Raw genomic sequence first — 22,738 nt, forward strand, 5'->3', positions numbered from 1 at the left:
GCTTAGCCTCCAATCACGCGCGGTAACACGGCCAGCGCAACAACCAATATCCAGAACACCACCACGTTATAGCGCCAGAAATAAGCGACGACTACCGGTTCAAACGGCGCATGCAATCCCACATAGCGGTAACCAACACGTAAGCCCTGGAGCAGGGAAAGTACCGCCCCCAAGGCGCTATGCAGCAGCGCGTAGTAGAGGCCTACCATCAGAATTGCATCATGCGACGTTTCAGTAACCGCCAGGTTAGCGCGTACCATTACCCATAAAATCAGCGCAAACTGAATGCCGCCCAATAGCGCGGCGCCGTAAAAGTTAAACGCCAAGCCACGCTCATGTTGCTTACGCAGCCCGCGTACGCTCTTCTCCATTAACGCCGCACCACCCAGTAATGCGCCACCCGCGATGACAAGCGCTATTAAGGAAAGCGGCGATGTCTCGGGCATCCGCCATTCAGGCGATATCGTCCACAGATAGAACCAGCCAAATAGATAAGATAGGAAAAAAGATCCATTGGCGATCATTGCGGTTGTCATGGCCCAAACGCCGGGGCCATCCATGGTTCGGGAGTGCAGCGGTGGGTCGCCAGGCGTAACATTAGCGTTAGGCGCCGCTTTAGGATGGGCCCCGTTCTCCCACGACCAGCGCAGCAGGCAAACGACCGCCACCACTGCCCCCAAACCGGCCAACGGGTACCAGCGCAATAACAGGCTGATACACACTATCGCCAGCGCCATAGCAGCAAAAAGCGGCCACCAGGAGTTACTGGGCACATGAATAACTTCACGCACTTTGCCGGTTAGCGGGTCGGTGCCCCACATCTCGCGGCGACCGTGGTCTGCTGAGGCCAGGCCGTATTTGCCTTCTTCCATCTCCTGCGGCAACTCTGGGTGCTCCCAAAGCGGGTGGCGTGTTTCAATAAGAGGCAAGCTGACAAAGTTATAGGGAGTCGGTGGCAGTTTATTGGCCCACTCCAGTGTATCCGCATTCCATGGATTGGTTTTAGCGGGTTTGCCGTAGCGAAAGTGCAGCGCGATATCAATCAGCACCATGACGAACCCTGCCGACATCACGAAGCCGCCGACTGAGGACAGCAGGTTAAAAATATCCCAGCCCAATCCCGTGTCATAGGTATAAACCCGCCGGGGCATTCCCAAAAGACCTGTCCAGTGCATAATCAAAAAGGTGGCATTGAAGCCAATAAACACTAGCCAGAAGCCCCATTTGCCAATCGTTTCAGAGGGCATCCGCCCTGAAAAGAGCGGCAACCAGTAGTAAAGCCCGGCCATTAACGGGAAAAGCATGCCGCCTACCAGTACATAGTGCATATGCGCCACGACAAAGTGCGTGTCATGCACCTGCCAGTTAAAGGGCACTAGCGCCAACATAACGCCGGTTAAACCACCGCACACAAAAATGACCAAAAATCCGACGATCCATAACATCGGAAGTTTCATTTTGGGTTTACCAAGCCACAGTGTGGCCAACCAGACAAAAATTTGAATACCGGTAGGTATCGCCACCAGCATACTGGCAGCTGAGAAAAATGCCTGAGCCAGTTGGGGGATCCCCACCGTAAACATGTGGTGGACCCATAGCCCAAAGCTAATAAATCCCATCACGGTAATGGCGAATACAACCCAGCCGTAGCCTACAATAGGCCGACCGGCGAAGACGGGGATCAGCGTCGAAACAATGCCGGCAGCCGGCAGAAAGATGATGTAAACCTCTGGGTGGCCAAATAGCCAGAACAGGTGCTGCCAGAGTACCGGGTCGCCGCCGCCTGCGATGTCGAAAAATGGCATGCCTACAGCACGCTCAAGCTCTAGCAAGATACTGCCCAGAATAAGGGGCGGAAACCCCACCACAATCATCAGCGCCATGGCCAAAATGTACCACGCAAACAGCGGCATCTTGTGCAGCGCCATCCCTTGAGTACGGGTTCGTAGAATGGAAACCACCAACTCTACCCCGGCTGAAAGTGCCGAAATCTCAACGAAGGTGATCCCCAACAGCCAGAAATCGGAACCGAGGCCTGGCGAATACTCGCTACTGCTAAGCGGCGTGTACATAAACCAGCCGCTGTCCGGCGCCATTTCCAGCACCATGCTGAAAGAAAGAATGATGCCGCCAAACAGATAACACCAGTAGCCCAGCGCGGTTAACCGCGGGCACACCAGGTCACGCGCGCCAATCATCTTGGGGATCATATAGATCGCCAAGCCCTCCAAAATGGGAATGGCGAACAAAAACATCATCACCGTGCCGTGCATGGTGGTGACTTGACTATAGATTTCGGGCGTTAAAAAGCCTTGATCGGGTGTCGCAATCTGCGTGCGAATCAGCATCGCCAAAATGCCGCCAAACAGAAAGAAGGCCATCCCGGTGACCATAAATCGAAGGCCAAGCGTGGTGTGGTTAACAATGGTTAACGCTTTTAAACCAGGAGGATTTGCCCATACCTCTGCAAGGTCATTGTGTAACTTTTGAAGATCTTCAGGGCCAGTTGCGTCGCGATCAATCGTTGTCATGGGGTCAAGGTCTCCAGCCAAGCACCCAGGGACTCCAAGGTGGCAGTATCCATATGGTTATGAGATGGCATTTTGTTACTCGGCTTAAGCGTTTGGTGATTTTCCAACCAGTAGTGAATGGCGCCCTCCTCCATGGGGAGCGTGCCCGCGCCCAGGGTATAGCGCGCACCAATATCAGAAAGATCAGGCCCAATAGTGGAGGCAGAGAGCCCAGCAACGCTATGGCAGCTGGCACAGGTAGATGCAAACTCATCCCGCGCTTGGGCAAAGTCATCATTTGCAAGTGCCCGTTCGGCCAAGCGCTCTTCCTGCCGTTCAGCGAGCCACGCGTCATACGCTTCACGTTCTACAGCTTCAACGTAAAACTCCATATTCGCATGCTGAGCACCGCAAAACTCCGCGCACTGACCACCAAAGACGCCCGGCGCATCAGCCTCAAGACGAATAACATTGGTGCGCCCGGGTAACATATCGATCTTGCCACCTAGCCTGGGCACCCAAAAGGAGTGAATAACATCAGCGGAGGTAACGTGAAAATCTACAGGTTCCCCCGCAGGCATGATGAGCTGGTTCGCGGTGACGACTTCTCCGCCTTCTGCTCCCGGGTAGCGAACTTCCCACCACCATTGATGGCCGATCACCTCAATTACTTCAGGAGGCTGGCCCAACGGTAGCGGCAACATTCGCTTGCCAGTCGGCACCCCAAAAATAAGTAACGCTGTAACACTCAAAACAGGCAGTAAAATGCCCCCACCAATAATCCAGCGGCGAGCAATTTTGCGCTCCTCTTGAGGCGTACGTTCCTGGTATTTACGTTTGAAGGTATAAAGCCATAACGCCACCACGCCAATCAGCACCACCGTGGCAAATGTCAGCATTATCCACCAGATTAGGACCACATCGCGTGCAGCTTGCCCAGCGGGGTCTAGAATAGACCTATCACCCGCGCAGCCTGTAAGACCTAACGTCAGAGTGCCCAGCAGAGTGAGCATGCACCGGTTGACCCACTGTGGCACAGCACGTTGAATACACAGCAAGGCGACGTGATATAAGTAGCGTTCCCTCATTGTTTATTCCTTTTTTCTGCCCACAGGAAGTGATAATGGCAAACTCCAATAGGCGTAATATCAAAAGTCGCGCTTCTATTTCTGGCCACCCGCTGCATCCGCTGATGGTTCACTTTCCCGTGGCTGCACTGATGGCCCTGGTAGCCTGCGATTTGGGATACTGGTATACCGACGATCCTTTCTGGCTGCGCGTAAGTTTGTGGCTGGCGGGTATAGGGGCGCTTGGGGGCTGGCTGGCGAGTATTGCAGGCATCATTGACCTGGTGAGCGTAGGCCAAATTCGCCGTCTCATTACCGGCTGGAGCCACGCTATTGTCGCTGTTGTCATGCTCTCGCTTGCTTCGCTTAACTGGCTGATCCGGTTTAGCGAACCGGAGTTGGTGCTGCCCTGGGGCATTGCGGTTTCTGTGGTAACCGCCGGACTGGTAGCGTTGGCTGGCTGGCTGGGCGGCCAACTCGTGTATGAACACGCCGTCGGTGTCGAAGTTGAAGAGTGATGCGATAGTGGTCATGGCGGGCTAGCTCCAATCCAGCGGCTTGGCTAATACCAGCCCAAGCACGCAAAGAATCCCCGCCAGGGCCACCAAAAACGCGAGTATTAACGCCGTTTTTACGCCTTTATAAATCCCCATTTCCAGACGTAAAATTAGCCATCCATAGGCGCCGTGGGCAGCCACCATGGCAACAACAGCGCCTAACTTGAGCACCAGCCAGCCGCCCACCAAACCATGCAAGATAAAGAGAAGCGTGCCGGAAAATATGGCAATTAGCGCTGCCGGTGTTGCCACAGAAATATAAAAAAACCGTGGCATGGGAGGAGAACCCTGAGCAAAGCCTGCGTCTTTACGAAGTTGCAGCGTATAGCTGAGTAACGCAGGCAGATACAGCAGCGAGCCGCACCAGACAACAAGCGAGGCTATATGAAGAAGTTTTAGCCAAGGCATTGAGGCTTCCTTGCATTGCGTTAGGCTTAGTGAAAGAACACTCCACTAACCTTAGTCAACGCTCGCCACTCTGGCTAGCCGATTTACCTTAGGGTGATTTCGTAACCCGTGAATTTACGAAGATTAATCACTCCACTATCAAGGATGAGATACTGTCCTTTAATGCCTTGTAACACGCCTTCGACCAAGGGTTGTTTGTCAAAATTATGGGAAGTCACTTTGCGTGGAAACGTCTCCACCGGGTAATCAAACGTGTAGGGCGTTTCATCCAGCTCACGAATTGCGTCATTGCCATGCTGGTCGCGCAGCTGATTCAAACCGCCATCAAGCGTTTCCAACAGGCGATCACGTTCGGCAATTAAATCAAGCGTCTCCACCTCCCCTTTCAGCATAGCCCGCCAATTGGTTCGGTCGCTTACCTGCTCTTTGAAAAGCATCTCGACGAAACCTGACTGCTGACGCGTGTCGACCTCAAGTATGGGAAGCGCCTGGATAGCGCCTTGGTCCATCCAACGAGTCGGCATCTGTGTTTTACGGGTGATGCCAACTTTTAAGCCCGATGAGTTCGCCAAATACACGATATGCGGTTGGAAACAATGCGTTTCGCCCCACTCAGGCTCGCGGCATGTGCCTTGAAAAAAGTGGCACGTCTCAGGCTTCATGATGCAGGTATCGCACTGCGCCAAGCGCTTGAAGCACGGATAACAATGCCCTTGAGCAAAGCTTTTTTTAGTCGCTCGACCGCAGTGAGTACAAGCAATAGCGCCGCTCCAATGAAGCGATATCGGCTTGCCTACGCGCGAATTGAGGGGGATGTGCTGATCCCCAGCACGCAAATGGTAACTCACCTGGTCGCCCGGCCGGTCAGGCAATACGACCGACATCTTGCGTAAACACCCTTGCACTGCCTGTTCAACCACGCGTTGCATCCCGTCCCAAACCTGCCATTTCTGGCGTAACACCTGCGCCAGAAGACGCCGCTCCACAGGTACGCTGCTCCAGATAACCCACGCGTTTCTCTTCAGGCACGTTATTTTCAGCCTCAAAGCGCATCACCGCTTCCAGACACAGCTCTGTTTGCTCAGCGGTAAGAAAGCGACCGTCGGGCCACTTACGCAGCGACACCGCTTGCTTAAGGCTTTCATAAATCGCAGGTGTCATTTGGTTGATCATTTTATCGAACGTCATATCGCTCATTACGGATCTCTTAATCTGTTTTCAAACGGCGAGACGAATAATACACGCCAGTAATAAGCCCGACGAGGAGCCCACCTAAATGTGCTTCGTTAGCGACATTGCCAAAACCTACCCAACTGGCCATATCGGTCATGGTGAACACCATCCACCCCAACATAAACACAACCAGCATTTGAGGAACGAAAAAACCACGTTGTGGCGCACGTCGCGACATCACCCAAACATGCCCTAGCAGGGCATAAACCACGCCCGACATACCGCCAAACAGCACGGTTCCGGTAAAATATTGCGCAAGATTAGCGCCGATACCCGCAACTAAAAGCAGAAGCAACATGGTACGGCTGCCTTGTAGCACCTCCACCTGGCGCCCAAAGTACCATAACCACATAAGGTTGAAGATCAAGTGCATCCAGCCAAAGTGCAGGAATGCCGGTGAAAGCAGCCGCCATACCTGCCCGTTTATTAGCCCATCGGTTAAGCTGCGATATACAAACTGATTGCCCGAAATTTCTATCGGCACGATGGTTAACGCCATCACGACGCTATCACCCAACACCCCCGTTAACGCAAATATCACAAGACTAATAGCCATCGCGATAGCGGTAACAGGAACATGGCGCAAGGTGGTTAGTATATTGCCGGATGCGTAGCGACGATTGGCGGGCTGATCAACAATAAGTGCTTCGCCACGCTCCCAGCGCGCTACCAGGCTTTTAAGCTCTGCGTGCTGACGTGGGTCGGCTATCCAAAGCAGAGGGCCCTCGGCTTCTTCTGTAATGCGATGCCCAATTCGATAGTGCCAAAGTGCTTTACGCAGTTCCTGCGTATCAGCATCACTTGGTAAGTGCATTACGGGGTGCATAAACTCTCCCTATTGAGGCCCTCGCCTTTGAAAACCAACCCCTTCATCGACTATTGCTGCATGAAGACAAATACCATAAGCAAAAAATCATGGCCAAAAAAAACCGGCGGAGGGGGCCGCCGGATAAAGCAAGGGATCATTCAAGGGAACACCTACTCTGATGGCCGACCGCACAGTTAGTTCAGCAGTTTTATAAAAAAAATGTAAAGCCTTGTATATTAAGACAACATAGGTTAATAAAAATCGTTTCCATATAAATTGGCTTGGGAACGTTCTTCTTTAATCACTTCTACCCAAACGAAATTATCTGCATTCAGCGGTGTTTCGCCGTCCCATCGATAGGCGACCAAACGGCCATACTTGACAGCACTATAATCCAAACACGCAATATTGGGAGCAGGTAACGCAGGAATACCTTCACACCAGTAATGGCCTATAAACAGAGGCGGCTGCTCCGGCCCATAGTAACTCAAACGCTGGCGCTCGTTTTCGGTTAATAGACGTGTTTCCAGGTCGCCAGGCAAGTGATCGGGTTGAAAAACCACATCACCCCAACGGGTTGGATTAGCGGCCCAAAAATGCGCTCGAAAGCTTTGCCGTGTATAGCCATCGCCTGAATGAATCGCGATACCGCCAGGCAAGGGAATGTTGGCCCCACGGGTTAATCGGTCAATGATGCGATAGGCTTGTGTGCCAGGATCAGTAGATTCGATCAAAAATCGCGTATCCATACGGCCATCAGGCAGGCGCTGTTTTAACTGCTCGATCAACCTATCGTCCCAACAGGCATGTACCACGCGAATACCGTCGATTTCTAAAAAAAGCGGCAGTGTTTTAAACCAGGCGAGCGTGTCATCCCACTCATTGGTGTAGTCCTGATACTGCGCCAACGTGTCTTCCATGATGCGATTATGGCGCGGCGTATGCTCACGCAGCCAACGCTTATGGCTACCGGGTGGCGCCGGGTGCATATAGGCGAGTGCATTATGTTCGTGATTGCCCATCACAATATAGGCTTCGCCCTCCTCGACCATGCGTCGCGCAACGGTGACGGCGAGGCGAATACGTGGGCCACGGTCAATCAGGTCACCCAAAAAGATAACTTTACGCTGCGGATGGCGATAAACGCCACGCTGTTCGCGGTAACCCAGCATTTCTAACAAGGTGACTAGCGTGGCACCGCAGCCGTGAACATCACCAATCAGGTCGTAGCCTGCCATGCTTAATCCCCTAACCGGTGGCTCCAACCCAATTTACTGCGCAGCACATCATAGAAGTTATGTCCGATAGGATGCACAAGCTGCACACGTTCGGCTTTGCGCTTTATCACCAGTACATCATCCGGCTTAGCAACTGCCCGGGTTTGTCCATCGCAGCTAATGTGCGGGTAGGTCTGGTTGGTTTCACCAATATGAATTCGAATCTCACTGGCGGCATCAATCACAATCGGTCGGCTGGAAAGCGTATGCGGGAACATCGGCACCAGCGTCACGACATCAAGCTTGGGATGCATGATGGGGCCACCGCCGGAAAGTGCATACGCGGTAGAGCCGGTAGGCGTTGCGATAATCAAGCCATCGCTGCGCTGGCTGTAAACAAACTGACCATCAATAAACAGTTCAAATTCAATCATGCGGACGGCTTTACCCGGATGCACGACGACTTCATTCAATGCATCACCATTGCCGACCGCAACGCCGTTACGATAAAGCACCGCTTCCAGCAAAAAACGCTGCTCAATTTCAAATTCGCCCGCCAATACTTCGCCCACCCGGCTTTCCAGCTCGTCAGGCGAGATATCGGTAAGAAACCCTAAGCGGCCACGGTTAACGCCTAACATCAGTGTCCCGCTGCGGCACAATGTGCGGGCGGCGCCTAACAGGCTACCGTCCCCGCCGATCACAATAACAAGGTCGCAAAGCTCGCCCAGCATACGGCGGCTGGCTTCCGGCTGCCCGTGTTGGGGAAGCGCCGTTGCCGTACGGTCTTCAATCAAAACGCTGTAATCATGCTCGACCAGGTAGCTAATGAGCCGCTGCAACGAGTCGATGACTTTCTCGCTGCCCAAGCGCCCAATTAAGCCAATCGTTTTAAAGGGCCGTGAGCTTCCTTGGCCGGTTAGCGGCGCTGAAGTGGGTGGTGACGTGTTAGGCATGGGCGGCTCTCGCTAGCATCAGCCTGACATTATGGGGATACCGGGAGTATCGGGCAAATACGCCTAACCAAATCAAGAGAAACTCTTAGGCTGCCGCTACCTTACGTCGCTGGAGTAACCAGTGATTCAACCAGAGCGAGGCCGCCATGATCAGTGCGCCCAGCAGTAGTCGAACGATATCGGCCTCACGGCTCCAGATGACAAGGTTAACCAATAACCCGGCCGGGATGAGTGCATTATTCATGATCGCCAAAGTACCGGCATCGACGCGGGTAGCGCCTTGGTTCCAGGCAAAATACCCCACACCAGAGGCGGCCAGACCAAGCCAGGCAAGCACTCCCCACTGCAGCGGTGTGCTGGGTAACGCCGCACTATTGCCGAACAATAAATAAGCCGGTAGTGCAACGACCATGGCGCCAATGAAAAACCATCCAAAAACGTTATGCCACGCAAGGTCAGCCGGCAAGTCTGCGGCCAAGCGGCGATACCCGACCTGGCCTAGCGCAAAGCAGAGATTGGCCCCCTGGACCACAAAAAAACCGAGCCAGAAGCCACTGTCGATCCCGTCATAGCGAATGACAGCAGCCCCCACAACGGCCAATAGCGCGGTAAGTAAGTAGATAGGCGTGAAACGGCCAAACAACAGATCATCCAGTAAAGCGATATACACCGGCGTAAAGATGGTGAAGAGCAGCACTTCTGGCACTGAAAGCAGTAGAAACGACTGATAAAGAAAGGTGTACATCACCCCAAGTTGAATGGCGCCAAGCGCCATCAGCGTAATACGCTGTTTGCCGCGTAGCAGGCTGGGGCGCAAAAAGGGTAAAAAAACCAGCATCGCCAGGGTTACCCGCACAAGCACCGCGAAATAACTATCGACTTGCCCCGCTAGATAAACCCCGATTAAAGAAAAGGAAAACGCCCAAAGCGCTGTCACGCTAATTAGATAGCCCACCGTAAACCTCGTTTCTTAGAAAGAGTTTACGCAAATTATACGGATTTCTCAGGGTCTGCCAACAGGTAAACCAACAACCAAGCAATAAGTTAACGACGCTGGAGCCACACAAGTGCATAGATAACCCCAGGCAGCCAACCCAGCAGCGTTAACACAATGCCAATAAGCAGGCGCGTGCCTCCCGCGCCGGTGAGCCCCAGTGCTAACGGCGGGAGCAAAACAGCCAAGGCGAGATAGGCTGCCTTGAGTGCGCCTGGCTCGCTATCCGCACGCCTGGCCGAAGGTTGATCAGCACTTGAGTGAGGCTCGCCAAGCGTGATGTCAGGCCTTACAACTTGCGCATCGGGGTTGGCGACATGCGGATGGGGCGCTGACGATGGCTTAGGAGGCGTAAAGTGCTCTACCGCCACGTGCGCCTGCTCGGCAGGCGTTGCCTCAAGTGTCTCTTTTCGATGTGCCTGCTTATCAATTTTTTGCTCTAGCTCGCTGGCATCTTTCGCCAGCTCGTCGTGATAGCGCTCCCAATCCTCCCAATCATGAGGGGTACCCGACTTGGGCCGCTGCTCCCCTGCCCCGCGGGCTCGCTCCCAGGATTTTTCCTCAAGGGTATTGGGGCGGTCAGATTCCCGCTCGACACCGACGCCTTTGCGGTTCAGGTATTCGCGTGCATCCATGTAAAGCTCCTTTGAGTCACGTTCAGCAAAGCGTTGAATAGGCGTGGCGTCCACCTACATCAACTACGCCTAAATCATCTACAGTGAGTAAATACGTTTAAGACGTTACTCACCCTATTATCGAATAACATCATAAACGTTGCACTTAGCCACGATGCCTTCGCCAAATGCTGCACACACAAGTAAGGTAAATGAAAGTGTGCGTAAGGAGTGCCAAGATGAAACACCCAAGCCCGCATATTGTCCGCGATATCATGTCCAAGGATTGTTACCGCGTTTCGCCATCTACCTCAATTACCACGCTGTCACAAGGGCTGGCACTTCATCGCCTGCCTGGTGTGCCGGTAGTCGATATGGCAGATCGATTAATCGGTTATATTTCTGAGAAAGATGTACTAGGCCGTGTGCTTGACTGCTTATACCATGACCATGAGTCGCCACTGGTGGGTGAGCTGATGCGCGAAGAGGTGCTTACCACCACACCTAACAAAAGCATCACAGACCTTGCCCAGGAAATGCTCGGAGACAAACCCAAGGTTTACCCGGTGGTTGAACAACAGCGACTCGTCGGCATCGTGACCCGGCGCGATATTCTTATGGCCTTGTTAACCATTCGCCGCCATTGATAACGATGTGCGTATGAAAAAACAGTGGCGCATAAAAAAACCGCTGCCCAAAAGGCAGCGGAAGCAAGGGATCGAGAAACAATAGCTAGGACAACACTATTAGCGACTGCTATCGCTACGTTGTCGTACTACTTCAGACACCTTGCGCCGAAAAAGTTCGCCATCGTTTAAAATTTTTGTCTTCAAGAGGTCGCGCGTATACTTAAGCATTCAATTCATTAAAGAGCACAGGAGTGGATGCATGGCACTGTACCTACTGGTACTCGGCGTCTGCCTGCTGGTGATAGGTGCTGTTTTATTAGCCCTGATGACGGTAGGTACGCCGCGCTACCGTACCGAGCCAAAGGATTTGCTGGCACTGTTTGACAAGGCCCTGGATAGCCAAGTGAGCGAAGCCGAGTGGGATACGATTATCGGCTATCCAATACGTCATAATGACTATCTGGACGGCATTCGACGCAGAGCGTCGCGTTTAATGGAGCTGCATGGGCGACGCTGGCAAATCGCCCAAGGCAAACCGCTATTAAATCAGGAAGGGCAAGCGGAGCTACAAGTATTACGAGATCATCTGGCGGCTCATACCGCCTTGCGTCAAACGTAGATGCGGTTGAAAGCGCCGAGGAGACAACCTGATGCCCAGTACTATTCGCAAAATACCGCTGGCGAGCGCAACCCATCATCACGCACATGACTTTCACCAAATTGTGATTACGTTGTGTGGTTCCTCGGAGTTTGAAATTGAGGGGCTCGGCGGACGTGTAAATGCGTTCTCAGGCTGTATCGTGCCTGCCAATCACGAGCACTACTACTCAGGCCATGGTCATAACCGGCAGTTGATTATTGATCTGCCAGAAAATGCGCCCGCCCTGACAGGTGAACACCGCGAGCTGGTCGCCCTGTTTGATGTGCCGCGCTTTTTTGCGTTAGATAACCCTTTACGCCACTACCTGGCGTTTATGGAAAGCGAGCTTGCCCAAGGGTTTGATACCTCACCTGTCTCGTTTCAGCAAGACCGCTTGGCCGCCACGCTACTGGGCTCGCTCAAAGCGCGCCTTGAGCATACCCCATCGGCTTCTCTGCGCAGAATTGATGTCTCTCTTATCGACCGCTTTATTAACCGCCACTTGGCCGATGAGCTGCGCGTTGCTGACTTGGCCAGGCTTGCCTGCCTCAGTGAAGCCCACTTTTCAGAGTGCTTCCGTAATCAGACAGGACTTTCGCCTTGGCAATACGTTAAGCGCCGACGACTTCACGCGGCTCGTCAGTTGATTTTGCAAAGTCGGTTGCCGTTAACCGACATTGCCATTCAAACAGGATTTGCCAACCAGAGCGCACTCTCTCATGCGTTTCGGCGCAGCTACGGCATATCGCCCCGTGCTCTACGCCAAGAGGCACCGGTTTCGCTAACGACAGCATCCTCCACTATGCTCAAAAAACCACTGGCAGCATCAAGCACACACTACTAAGGTCGCAAAGTAGCTCTGCTTGCCGCGAAATTGACACGTTTTACCGAGAAAACGACATACACGGAAACACAGACCACTCTACATTCGAGCGCAGCTTGGGCGAAATGCCCTACCACCTACTCGTTTTATGTAAATTTACGGGGGCCTCAATGCTCAACGCTAAAAACATGCGTGACTCTGCCACCTGGCAAACGGACCTTGATACGCTGATGGCTCAGGTAAGCGACCACTACCTTGTGGACGAAGAAACCTACGTCAGCGAATTAATCACGTGGCTGGATGCGGATCGCGACGATTTTTCCCGCATTGAAGCCAATACCGCAGCGCTCATCCACGATGTTCGTGAAATGGACACGGCGGTAGATACCATTGATGAGCTCCTACAGCAGTACAGCCTGGATACCCACGAAGGGCTAATGCTGATGTGTCTGGCTGAAGCGATGCTGCGTATTCCCGACAAAGCCACCGCTGATGCGCTGATTGAAGATAAGCTTGGCCCCGCTGACTGGCAATCTTATGCCGGCAAAAGTGAGTCGTGGATGGTAAACGCCTCCACATGGGGCCTGTTAATGACCGGCCGTGTCCTGAAGCTTGATCACCCTAAAGATGGCCAGCCTGCGACGTTTATTAACCGCATGGTTAATCGTATGGGTGAGCCTGTGATTCGTCGCGCGATGGTTGAAGCGATGAAAATCATGGGCAAGCAGTTCGTATTGGGCCGTGATATTAACGAAGCGTTAAAACGCTCCAAGCCGCTATTCAATAAAGGTTACACCTACTCCTACGACATGCTGGGTGAAGCCGCACGCACCCACGATGATGCCAAACGCTACTTTGACGACTACGCCCGCGCCATAGAGCAGGTGGGTAAAACGTCCCAGCACTTAAGTGATAAAACGCCCAAGCCTTCGGTATCGATCAAACTCTCAGCGCTGCATCCCCGCTATGAGTTTGGTCGCCGCGAACAGGTGCTGGCAGAGCTGGTTGATACAGTTATCAAGCTGGTCACCAAAGCTCGCGAGCTGGATGTGGCGGTCACCATTGATGCCGAAGAAGTTGACCGTCTGGAGCTTTCGTTGGAAGTTTTCCGCGACGTTTACTCAAGCGATGCGGTAAAAGGCTGGGAACACTTTGGACTGGTCGTGCAGGCGTACTCCAAGCGCGCCCTGCCGGTACTGCACTACATTAACCGCTTGGCGGATGAGCAAGGTGATGAAATTCCGCTGCGTTTGGTGAAAGGCGCTTACTGGGATAGCGAAATCAAGGAGTCTCAGCAGTTAGGTGTCGACGGCTATCCCGTCTATACCCGCAAGGCGTGCACGGATGTTGCCTACCTGGCCTGTGCTCAGTTCCTGCTGTCAAACGACACCCTCGGGCGCATTTTCCCCCAGTTTGCGACCCATAACGCGCATACGGTTACGACTATTCTTGAATTAGCCAATCACGATAGTCGTCCGTTTGAGTTCCAGCGTTTGCACGGCATGGGCGAAGCCCTTTATGAAGCCGCCCTGAAGCGCGCTCCCCAAGGTACGTACTGCCGCATCTACGCGCCAGTCGGCGCGCACAAAGACCTGCTCCCCTATCTGGTTCGCCGCTTGCTGGAAAACGGCGCGAATTCGTCGTTTGTTCACCAATTGGTCGATCCCGACGTGCCGGTTGAATGGCTTTGCCAGCACCCCATAGAGGCTCTGCGTAAGCAGACATCCTTAGCCAATACGCAGATTCCGCTACCCAAGGATATTTACGGGTCCAAGCGGCGCAACTCGCGAGGCGTCAACCTGAATATCCGCAGCCACTTCTATCCGTTAATGGATAAGATGGCCGTCTTTATGGATAAGCAGTACCCGGTCAAACCGCTGCTGGCGTTCGATGTGGCGGACGATGCTGCCAATACCCACAACGTGACCTGCCCCTTTGATCGCCGTCAAAGCGTAGGCAGCGTTCAGTGGACAACCAAAGAACAGGCCACCAAGGCGCTTGACGCTGCCTGGAATGCCTTCCCGCGCTGGGAAACCACGCCGGTTACCGAACGTGCTGCCGTGCTGCGCCGTTTGGCTGACCTGATGGAAGAGCACATGCCGGAGCTTATGACCCTTTGCTCACGCGAAGGCGGCAAGCTCTTAACGGACGGTGTGGACGAGATCAAAGAAGCCGTCGATTTCTGCCGCTATTACGCCATGCGCGCGGAAGACTCCTTCGGCGAGCCGATTGAGCTGCCTGGCCCGACCGGTGAATCCAACCAGCTAATCATGGGCGGTAAAGGCGTGTTTGCCGCGATCAGTCCGTGGAACTTCCCGGTGGCGATTTTCTGCGGGCAGATTGTTGCGGCGGCGGTTGCGGGCAATACCGTGCTGGCCAAGCCTGCCGAGCAAACGTCAATTGTCGCCCACCGGGTGATCGAGCTACTTTATGAAGCGGGCTTGCCACGCGATGTGGTTCAGTTGCTGCCAGGCGATGGCCCGACCGTGGGCAGCGTGTTGACCTCTGACCCACGCATTACTGGCGTGGTATTTACCGGCGGCACCGACACGGCGCAGATCATCAACCGTGCCTTGGCTGCGCGTGAAAATGCGCCGCTGCCCACGCTGATTGCTGAAACCGGCGGCATGAACGCCATGATTGTCGACTCTACCGCGCTTCCCGAGCAGGTCGTGGTGGATGTTATCCAGTCTGCGTTCCAAAGCGCTGGTCAACGCTGCTCGGCATTGCGAGTTCTTTACCTGCAAGACGACGTTGCCGACCGCGTCATCACGATTTTAAAAGGCGCAATGAACGAGCTGCGTATCGGTGATCCGCGCGATTTGGGTACTGACGTTGGCCCGGTAATCGACGAGGAGGCGCGCAAGGGCCTGCTTGAGCATATCGAAAAGCTTAAAGGGGAAGATCGCCTGGTCGCCGAAACGCCCATGTCAGCCGAGCACACCGAAAACGGTACCTTCGTGGCCCCCGTGGCCTTTACTATCGACAGTATCAATGCGTTAACCCGCGAACAATTCGGCCCTATACTGCACATTGTGCGCTATAAGGCCAGCGAGCTTGACCAGGTGATCAGCGACATCAATAGCCGGGGTTACGGGCTAACGTTTGGGGTCCATAGCCGTAATGAATCCTTTGCTGCGGGCATTGCACAGAAAATTCGTGCGGGCAATGTGTACATTAATCGTAATATCATTGGGGCCGTAGTAGGCGTTCAACCCTTTGGTGGACAAGGGCTTTCAGGTACAGGCCCTAAAGCAGGCGGGCCGAATTACCTGCAGCGTTTTATCACTGAAAAGACGATTACTAACAATACGGCCGCTTTAGGCGGGAATGCGTCCTTGCTGGCGCTAGGCGATGAGTAAATAGCTCATCTAAATGGAAAACCTGAACTCCTCAAAAAGGATCTCTCATGGTTGAAAATAAAAGCGTAACGGCCTTTACATGCCCCCTCCACAGAAGGGGGGCATTAGGCACAGGGAATATGGCAAATAAACGCTTGAAACCTCTTTTTGACGGTACCTTCGCCAAATGTTTGCAGGTCACAGCGTGAACAAAAGGCTGGGTTAACAAGAAATAGGGTTAACAACAATAAGTCTGTGCTATTACCAAGCATAGCTCGGTAAGCGCACTCACCGGTCGGTGCTATCCGACTTGATAAACGGGAGAATTTCATGGCTATTGGCGTTTGGATCAGCCTTTTTGCTTACTTTGCGCTGATGATCGGCATCGGGCTTTATGCGATGCGCACATCGACATCCACCTCTGAAGATTACGTGCTAGGCGGTCGTACCTTAAGTCCTAAAGTAGCCGCTCTTTCAGCGGGTGCCTCAGACATGAGTGGCTGGCTGCTGCTGGGTTTACCTGGCGCGATGTTTGTATCGGGCCTGGGCTCTGCCTGGATCGGCATCGGCCTGTTCGTCGGGGCCTTCTTCAACTGGCTTCTGGTTGCACCCCGCCTGCGTGAACAGACCGTTCACTATGGCAATGCAATCACCATCCCCGCCTTTTTGGCTAACCGATTCCCGACCCGGGCAATGTCACTGAAAACGGTCTCGGCGATTGTCATCGTCATCTTCTTCGCGGTCTACACCGCGTCAGGCTTGGTGGCTGGCGGTAAGCTATTCGAAAGTGCGTTTTCTGGCTTGGTGAATGTTGGTGGCCTAAGCGATTATGCAACCGGCATCATCATCACGCTGGGCGTGGTACTTGTCTACACCGTAGTGGGCGGCTTTTTGGCCGTAAGCCTGACGGACTTTGTACAAGGCTGCATTATGATGCTGGCGCTAATTATCATGCCCGCAGTGGTGCTGTTCGGCGAAGGCGGTGGAGGCTTCAGCCAAGCAACCCAGACCCTTAATGAAGTCGATCCAACGCTACTGTCGTGGACAGAGGGCTTGACCTTTATTGGCTGGCTCTCGGCGGTGACCTGGGGGCTGGGTTATTTCGGTCAGCCGCATATTATCGTGCGCTTTATGGCTATCCGGCATCTGAAAGATGTGCCTACCGCCCGTAATATTGGTATGGGTTGGATGGCTATTTCCCTGATTGGCGCCATCTCGCTCGGTATTTTTGGCCGGGCTTACGCTATTCGTAATGGCCTGGAAATTCAGGATCCCGAAACTATCTTTATTATCCTGGCAGAGCTTTTATTCCATCCGCTGGTGACCGGCTTCCTTTTTGCGGCCCTTCTGGCGGCAGTGATGAGTACTATTTCCAGCCAGCTTCTGGTGGCGTCTTCATCACTGACAGAGGATATCTACCGCCTGTTCCTGAACAAACAAGCATCGGAAAAGCAGACCGTTACCGTTGGCCGGATTTGTGTCGTGCTGGTAGGCCTGATAGCCGCCATTATCGCCTCTGATCCAGAGTCACAGGTACTCGGCCTGGTGAGTAACGCTTGGGCAGGTTTTGGTGCCGCTTTCGGTCCGTTAATCCTTCTGTCACTCATGTGGCCACGCACCAACGGCGCGGGTGCCATTGCAGGCATGGTGGTAGGTGCTCTCACCGTTATTATCTGGATCGCACTGGGTTGGAACGGCGAGTTTATGGGTGGCCCCGGCATCTATGAAATCATCCCCGGCTTCATCGCTTCTTTCATCGCCATTATGGTGGTAAGTAGCATGACCGCTGATGCCGGTGAATATCAGCGTATTGAGTCCTAACGCAGTAGATAAATAGAGCGTTACCAGGGCCACCGCGAGGTGGCCTTTTCGTATTGCACAACGGTACTAACAAACGCGCAACTGATCGGTCACCCGTCGGTCATCGCTTTTGGATGCGTCACCAACGAATTCTGACGCAACGCATACAAGGCGACGTACTACCGATTAATTCTCGGTAACCAGCTGGTCGACTTTCTCAAAAGCACGCACGACCAGCCATTGGTCGCTGGGGCGTACTTTTTCCTGAATAAGATAGGCGGCCATTGCCGGGGCTACCTCGCATTTCGCAGGCATTGGCGCTTTCGCTTCGGCGAGCGCATTCAGCCGTGCCACGAATACAAAACGCACCCATTGGGGCAGCGACATCGTATCAATACAGAAGGGTTCCTGGCTTGCGAACGCCGTTACATCCGGCGTGGGGACGCGCCATAAATTGGCGGCCTTCATGGCGGCTTCAAGCTCAAGAAGCGCGGTTTGAAGCTGTTGATGGACGCTCATATACACCTTGGTCAAATCAGTTTGGTTAATGCCCATTATCCCAACTCTGCCCACGAGTTACCACTTTATCCCCCGCCAACTCAGGTTATTCACCGATTCACAGAAAACCTGCAAGAGGCTGTGGATAAACTATGGAAAGGTCTCGCTAACGCTACTCTCAAGAGGCTTACGGGAAGTTGTTCATTTTTTGATCATCCGTATAAAAAAGCACCAATTTATCGACCGTTACGGCTGACACTGTGCAGCGGTCAAGGTAGAGTGCAGGCTTGCAAAGCGGAAGGACATCATGCAACCGATTCAGACCATTGATGATTTTTTTACACGTAGTGGCGCCGAGGTTTCGCTCTATTATATGGGCCGACGCGTGAGTGCCTGCTCGCGTGACACACTGAGTCGCTTTGAGCGTGGCCAATGTGCCTGGCCCGAGCCCTGGCAAGGTCAGGCACGCTTCGCGGCCATATTTCGGCTAGGCGACATGCCCGAACCGGCGATATGGTTTTTAGCGCTTCCTCTTGACGAGCAGGGGCTGCTCTCCCCTGCTCAGCGCGATGGATTTTTAAATCGCCTGATGGAAACCCTGGGGAAAAATGTTGCATACGTAGGCCAAAACGCTAAAGACGTGGATCATTTAATGACGGATAATCCGCTCGCCTTTACGCCTAACGTAACCTGCCAGGCAGTGCTCAACGCCTTAGCAACGCAAGAGCGTGGACTGCCCGCCAGCCAACATTTCGAGCCTGTTGAAGCCTACCTGACCGGCCAGCAAACCATTGATTGGCAAGCACTGGGGCTTCAAGGAATCGCCGATTTCACGGCACGCATGGATGATTCCCAGGCCAACACCCTGGCCCCCCGGCTCGCCACCCTACCCACTAGCGTTGTGCACTCACTCTGCTACTGTTTAGAGCATCAGCCTCTAGCGGCGTCGGTCGTATTGGCGCTGCGTGAGATAGGTGAAAAAGCGGCGAGTGAAGGCGATGTTGAAACGCTCTGCGCCTGTATTCGTGCGGTGGGTAGCACGTGCCAACCAAGCGTAGGCGACTGGTATACAAGCTTGCTGGAAGACGCTCATGCGTGTGGACCCGATGTACTGGCTGCGATGGCTGGCCGCGGTTGGCTCTTACTGGAAGACGCGCATCGTTTACCGCTTTTCCTGAGCCGCTTGGCGGAGGATGAACGGACCAACTTTTCTGCGGTCGTGCGCGACCTTGCTTTAATACCGCGTTTACGGCTACCAATAATGGTAGCGTTACGAGATGCCCCTAACGGCTCGGCCATACAGCGTCGTATGGCGGCCATGACATCAGCGGCTAGCCGTTAAATGGGCAGCGCTATTAACAAATTTCAAGGAGTCAGCCGTGAAGGAACTACCCTACCAGGCTAAAGCGGTTATTGGCCGCCGCGAGATGGTGACGTTGCCTGAGCTGGGGCTTCACCTATGCTGTAAGGCAGATACCGGGGCACGTACATCAGCACTACATGCCGAGGAAATTGAAACACATGAAGATGAGCATGGGCAGCTATGGATTAGCTTTATCACCCATAGCGGTGGGCCAGAAACGCCCGCTCATCGCCTAAAAATGCATCTGCATGATAGACGCCGGGTGATCAGCTCAAATGGGCATAGCGAATGGCGATATGTTGTTCGTACGATGATGGAAATGGGCCAGATGAGCTTTCCTGTTGAATTGACATTGACAGATCGCAGCAATATGCGTCACGCCATGCTATTAGGGCGCCGCGCCATGCGCCGCCTGCTAGTGGCCCCGGGCGCTGCATTTTTACATGGCGAGCCTTAAATTAATGACGATTAGCCCTTTATTTGGCCCGGAGTCCTGAATGCATATCGCACTACTGTCACGTAATCGCAATTTGTACTCGACACGTCGCCTCATCGAGGCTGCTGAGCAGCGTGGGCACTCGGCCCGTGTTGTTGATACGTTGCGCTGCTACATGAGTATTGCATCTCACCACCCTTCTATTCACTACAAGGGGCAGGAAATTGAGCCGTTCGATGCTGTCATTCCGCGCATTGGCGCCTCAGTAACGTTCTATGGCTGTGCGGTACTGCGTCAGTTTGAAATGATGGGCACCTACGTTATTAATGACTCCGTTGCCATTACTCGTTCCCGTGACAAGCTGCGCTCGCTCCAGTTGCTTTCGCGCAAGGGACTTGGGCTGCCGATTACCGGCTTTGCCCATTCGCCGGATGATATTCCGGACCTGATTACCATGGTTAAAGGCGCCCCACTGGTCATCAAACTGCTGGAAGGCACGCAAGGCATCGGCGTTGTATTGGCGGAAACCAACCAGGCCGCTGAATCGGTGATTCAAGCGTTCATGGGCATGAAGGCCAACATCATGGTTCAGGAGTACATCAAGGAAGCTCGCGGCGCGGATATACGCTGCTTTGTTATTGGTGATAAAGTCGTCGCTTCCATGAAGCGCCAGGCAGCAGAAGGCGAGTTCCGTTCTAATTTACACCGGGGCGGCACGGCCAGTGTTATTCGGATTACGCCGGAAGAGCGCTCAACGGCCATTCGGGCAGCCAAAGCCATGGGCCTACGCGTTGCGGGGGTCGATCTTTTACGCTCTAACCACGGGCCAGTCATTATGGAAGTCAATTCCTCACCAGGCCTTCAGGGTATCGAGAACTCAACCGGTAAGGATATTGCAGGCTTGATCATTGAACATATTGAAAAAAATGCCTCTCCAAATCGTAAAGCGCCGCCCAAGCCTAAAGGTTAAGGGAAAAAACCAAAAATAATCCGTATGAGGGGTGGCAAATATTTGCTGCCCCCCCCACAATCTGCGTCACCGAAGGAGGTAGACGCTCATGTTTCTCGACAATCGCCAAGTGGCGATGGACAGCGTATTAGAAGCGCTGGCCGACAGCATTGATTATTTCCAGGACAATATCGAACGCCTGCGCCCCTCGCTGCGTGATGCGCTGAAGCCGCACTATACAGCGCGCTTAAAGCAGATGCGCTCTCTCCAGGAACTTGCACGAGCACATTTAAAGATGCTGCCGCGAGATGCTGACGTTGAACGCGATGATTTTTTATGGCTATGGAGCCGTCTAAAAAGCTTTGTGGGCAACGATAGCCAGGTATTAATCAACGAGCTGTTAGAGCAAGAGCGAGTTTTGATGCAGGCACTATCTACCCTGTTTACCCACCCGCTACCCGACCCCATTGAGCCGGTGGTGGATGAGTGCATGCAGGGGTGCCGTAAGCTTATTCGCGAGCTTTATACGCTGCAAAAACGTAAAGCAAAGCGCTAAGCTCTATAAAACTTGTTCTGGTTCCAGCCTATCAAGCGTCGGCGCAGTGAATGGCACGACGTTTTGAAGCTCAATGGGTTCGGGTGGGCCCAGAAAGTAAGGCTGCCGATTCCATATATAGATATCGCCCAGCGTCGCAACTCGCGCCAACCATTCGCGCGCTCTCAAACGCCACTCATCGGCTGCAGGGTTCTCTTCTGCAACGCATCCCATTACATCCAACCCAAGTGCGCGACCAATAAATATCGCGCGCGGCAAATGCCAGCTTTGGGTCACCAAAAGCGCCTGCTCAAGCTGAAAAACGTCGCGGGCTCGCGCCAGCGTATCGTAGGTACTAAACCCCGCAAAATCCATGGTGAGCTGCTCGGCAGGTACGCCTCGTCGATGCAAATCACGCCACATGGCACGCGGCTCGTTATACGCTTGGGTACGATTATCCCCCGACAGCAACAAATGAGACACGCGCTGCTCGTTGGCAAGCAGGGCTGACGTACGCATGCGGGCATGAAAATGCGGGTTACGTAGACCACTACGAGTCCAGTGGGAGGTGCCAAATACAATTCCTACATCCGCAGGGCGACACTCAAGCACTTGGCTTTCGATGTAGCGTGCCGTGCTACCTACTACCCATAAATTACCGCCTACAAATAGCAATGCCGCCAGCAGCAATAACGCTCCTAGCGACATTAGCAGGCGTTTGATCCACCTTAGCAAGACGCTGTGCATCCGGCGATCCTGAGGCGCTTAGAACATGCCAAGCTCAAGTTTCGCCTCGTCGCTCATCATGTCACGGTTCCAGGAAGGGCTGAACACAATCTCGGTATGGACCTTGCTAATCTGGGGCGCTCCGAGAATTTTATTACGTGCATCTGCCGCAATGACATCCCCCATCCCACAGCCAGGAGCGGTCAGCGTCATGCGGATCGTCACGACCTGTTCGCCCGTAATCAGCCGCTCAATACGGCACCCATACACCAGCCCGAGATCCACGATATTAACCGGGATTTCCGGATCAAAGCAGGTCCGTAGTTGGTCCCATACAAACTGCTCTATTTCTTCCTCGCTGGCATTTTCGTGCAGTGTCGGGCGCGGTAACGCCTCAAGCCCCAAGGCATCTAAATTGCGCCCCTCTATGAGATAGAGGCGCCCTTCAAAGCCAACACTGACCGAGCTGCCCTTGGCTTGCATCACGCTAACAACGCTATCTTCCGCCAGGATATCCGTTTTCCCAAAGGGAATCGCAATAGCTTCCACGTCACGCTGAAGTGGCAATTTCTGGCCCCGCTCAAGGCTCGCGATTTGCTCGATGTCCATAGCTTTCTCGTTACTCATAGATTGC

General features: G+C 53.5%; 23 protein-coding genes. 10 read left to right on the forward strand and 13 right to left on the reverse strand.

Annotated elements, in window-relative coordinates:
• Positions 1 to 2 precede the first annotated feature (2 nt).
• Complete coding sequence (gene ctaD / locus FKN99_RS13115; RefSeq protein WP_172118303.1) at positions 3 to 2,531, reverse strand: cytochrome c oxidase subunit I; 2,529 nt, start codon at positions 2,529 to 2,531, stop codon at positions 3 to 5.
• Positions 2,528 to 3,598 carry a cytochrome c oxidase subunit II gene (gene coxB, locus FKN99_RS13120; protein ID WP_172118304.1) on the reverse strand — a complete coding sequence of 357 codons (1,071 nt, stop codon included), beginning with the start codon at positions 3,596 to 3,598 and terminating at the stop codon, positions 2,528 to 2,530. Before coxB ends, ctaD begins: the two co-directional genes overlap by 4 nt.
• Positions 3,599 to 3,633: 35 nt before the next feature.
• On the opposite strand from coxB, the gene FKN99_RS13125 reads away from it, so the two are divergent.
• Positions 3,634 to 4,095, forward strand: a complete 462-nt coding sequence (locus tag FKN99_RS13125) for a DUF2231 domain-containing protein (protein WP_172118305.1) — start codon at positions 3,634 to 3,636, stop codon at positions 4,093 to 4,095.
• 21 nt (positions 4,096 to 4,116) lie between these two features.
• Here the strand turns inward: FKN99_RS13125 and FKN99_RS13130 are convergent, their stop codons facing one another.
• The 8 genes from FKN99_RS13130 to FKN99_RS13165 form a co-directional block, all read right to left on the reverse strand.
• Positions 4,117 to 4,542: a CopD family protein gene (locus FKN99_RS13130; RefSeq protein ID WP_172118306.1), complete on the reverse strand. Its 426-nt coding sequence runs from the start codon at positions 4,540 to 4,542 to the stop codon at positions 4,117 to 4,119.
• Between the two features lie 83 nt (positions 4,543 to 4,625).
• Positions 4,626 to 5,471, reverse strand: a complete 846-nt coding sequence (locus tag FKN99_RS13135) for a DUF2797 domain-containing protein (RefSeq protein WP_253927050.1) — start codon at positions 5,469 to 5,471, stop codon at positions 4,626 to 4,628.
• Entirely contained in the window at positions 5,455 to 5,739 is a 285-nt protein-coding gene (locus FKN99_RS13140) for a YeaC family protein (protein WP_087111591.1), read from the reverse strand. The genes FKN99_RS13135 and FKN99_RS13140 overlap by 17 nt, the downstream gene beginning before the upstream one ends.
• Before the next feature lie 10 nt (positions 5,740 to 5,749).
• Positions 5,750 to 6,601, reverse strand: a complete 852-nt coding sequence (locus FKN99_RS13145; RefSeq protein WP_172118307.1) for a rhomboid family intramembrane serine protease — start codon at positions 6,599 to 6,601, stop codon at positions 5,750 to 5,752.
• Between the two features lie 233 nt (positions 6,602 to 6,834).
• On the reverse strand, positions 6,835 to 7,821 hold the full coding sequence (locus FKN99_RS13150) for a metallophosphoesterase (protein WP_172118308.1): 987 nt from the start codon (positions 7,819 to 7,821) through the stop codon (positions 6,835 to 6,837).
• A 2-nt stretch (positions 7,822 to 7,823) separates the two neighbouring features.
• Complete coding sequence (locus tag FKN99_RS13155; RefSeq protein WP_172118309.1) at positions 7,824 to 8,756, reverse strand: NAD(+) kinase; 933 nt, start codon at positions 8,754 to 8,756, stop codon at positions 7,824 to 7,826.
• 85 nt (positions 8,757 to 8,841) lie between these two features.
• Positions 8,842 to 9,711 carry a carboxylate/amino acid/amine transporter gene (locus FKN99_RS13160; RefSeq protein ID WP_172118310.1) on the reverse strand — a complete coding sequence of 290 codons (870 nt, stop codon included), beginning with the start codon at positions 9,709 to 9,711 and terminating at the stop codon, positions 8,842 to 8,844.
• 89 nt (positions 9,712 to 9,800) lie between these two features.
• The gene (locus FKN99_RS13165; RefSeq protein WP_172118311.1) at positions 9,801 to 10,385 is read right to left on the reverse strand and encodes a YqaE/Pmp3 family membrane protein; all 585 of its coding nucleotides are present in this window, start codon (positions 10,383 to 10,385) and stop codon (positions 9,801 to 9,803) included.
• Between the two features lie 218 nt (positions 10,386 to 10,603).
• Between FKN99_RS13165 and FKN99_RS13170 the strand changes: the two genes are divergently transcribed.
• The 5 genes from FKN99_RS13170 (at position 10,604) to putP (ending at position 17,618) form a co-directional block, all read left to right on the forward strand.
• On the forward strand, positions 10,604 to 11,011 hold the full coding sequence (locus tag FKN99_RS13170; protein WP_172118312.1) for a CBS domain-containing protein: 408 nt from the start codon (positions 10,604 to 10,606) through the stop codon (positions 11,009 to 11,011).
• A gap of 241 nt (positions 11,012 to 11,252) precedes the next feature.
• Positions 11,253 to 11,612, forward strand: a complete 360-nt coding sequence (locus FKN99_RS13175; protein WP_172118313.1) for a hypothetical protein — start codon at positions 11,253 to 11,255, stop codon at positions 11,610 to 11,612.
• A 31-nt stretch (positions 11,613 to 11,643) separates the two neighbouring features.
• Complete coding sequence (locus FKN99_RS13180) at positions 11,644 to 12,477, forward strand: AraC family transcriptional regulator (protein ID WP_172118314.1); 834 nt, start codon at positions 11,644 to 11,646, stop codon at positions 12,475 to 12,477.
• A 149-nt stretch (positions 12,478 to 12,626) separates the two neighbouring features.
• Positions 12,627 to 15,818, forward strand: coding sequence for a bifunctional proline dehydrogenase/L-glutamate gamma-semialdehyde dehydrogenase PutA (gene putA, locus FKN99_RS13185; protein WP_172118315.1), 3,192 nt, complete (start codon positions 12,627 to 12,629; stop codon positions 15,816 to 15,818).
• A 309-nt stretch (positions 15,819 to 16,127) separates the two neighbouring features.
• On the forward strand, positions 16,128 to 17,618 hold the full coding sequence (gene putP, locus FKN99_RS13190; protein ID WP_172118316.1) for a sodium/proline symporter PutP: 1,491 nt from the start codon (positions 16,128 to 16,130) through the stop codon (positions 17,616 to 17,618).
• A 165-nt stretch (positions 17,619 to 17,783) separates the two neighbouring features.
• On the opposite strand, the gene FKN99_RS13195 is transcribed toward putP, so the two are convergent.
• Positions 17,784 to 18,116 (reverse strand): YqcC family protein, encoded by a 333-nt coding sequence (locus FKN99_RS13195; protein ID WP_172118353.1) that lies wholly within the window; start codon positions 18,114 to 18,116, stop codon positions 17,784 to 17,786.
• A gap of 286 nt (positions 18,117 to 18,402) precedes the next feature.
• On the opposite strand from FKN99_RS13195, the gene FKN99_RS13200 reads away from it, so the two are divergent.
• The 4 genes from FKN99_RS13200 (at position 18,403) to FKN99_RS13215 (ending at position 21,399) form a co-directional block, all read left to right on the forward strand.
• Positions 18,403 to 19,437 (forward strand): DUF3549 family protein, encoded by a 1,035-nt coding sequence (locus tag FKN99_RS13200; RefSeq protein ID WP_172118317.1) that lies wholly within the window; start codon positions 18,403 to 18,405, stop codon positions 19,435 to 19,437.
• A gap of 37 nt (positions 19,438 to 19,474) precedes the next feature.
• Positions 19,475 to 19,915 carry an ATP-dependent zinc protease family protein gene (locus FKN99_RS13205; RefSeq protein ID WP_172118318.1) on the forward strand — a complete coding sequence of 147 codons (441 nt, stop codon included), beginning with the start codon at positions 19,475 to 19,477 and terminating at the stop codon, positions 19,913 to 19,915.
• A 40-nt stretch (positions 19,916 to 19,955) separates the two neighbouring features.
• Complete coding sequence (gene rimK, locus FKN99_RS13210; protein ID WP_087111618.1) at positions 19,956 to 20,864, forward strand: 30S ribosomal protein S6--L-glutamate ligase; 909 nt, start codon at positions 19,956 to 19,958, stop codon at positions 20,862 to 20,864.
• An 88-nt stretch (positions 20,865 to 20,952) separates the two neighbouring features.
• Positions 20,953 to 21,399, forward strand: coding sequence for a hypothetical protein (locus tag FKN99_RS13215; RefSeq protein ID WP_172118319.1), 447 nt, complete (start codon positions 20,953 to 20,955; stop codon positions 21,397 to 21,399).
• 3 nt (positions 21,400 to 21,402) lie between these two features.
• On the opposite strand, the gene FKN99_RS13220 is transcribed toward FKN99_RS13215, so the two are convergent.
• Both FKN99_RS13220 and sufT read right to left on the reverse strand, forming a co-directional pair.
• The gene (locus tag FKN99_RS13220; RefSeq protein WP_172118320.1) at positions 21,403 to 22,125 is read right to left on the reverse strand and encodes a SanA/YdcF family protein; all 723 of its coding nucleotides are present in this window, start codon (positions 22,123 to 22,125) and stop codon (positions 21,403 to 21,405) included.
• Between the two features lie 18 nt (positions 22,126 to 22,143).
• Positions 22,144 to 22,713 (reverse strand): putative Fe-S cluster assembly protein SufT, encoded by a 570-nt coding sequence (sufT, locus tag FKN99_RS13225; protein ID WP_172118354.1) that lies wholly within the window; start codon positions 22,711 to 22,713, stop codon positions 22,144 to 22,146.
• Between the last annotated feature and the right edge of the window lie 25 nt (positions 22,714 to 22,738).

The organism is Halomonas hibernica, assembly GCF_013183775.1.
Taxonomy (GTDB): domain Bacteria; phylum Pseudomonadota; class Gammaproteobacteria; order Pseudomonadales; family Halomonadaceae; genus Vreelandella; species Vreelandella citrativorans.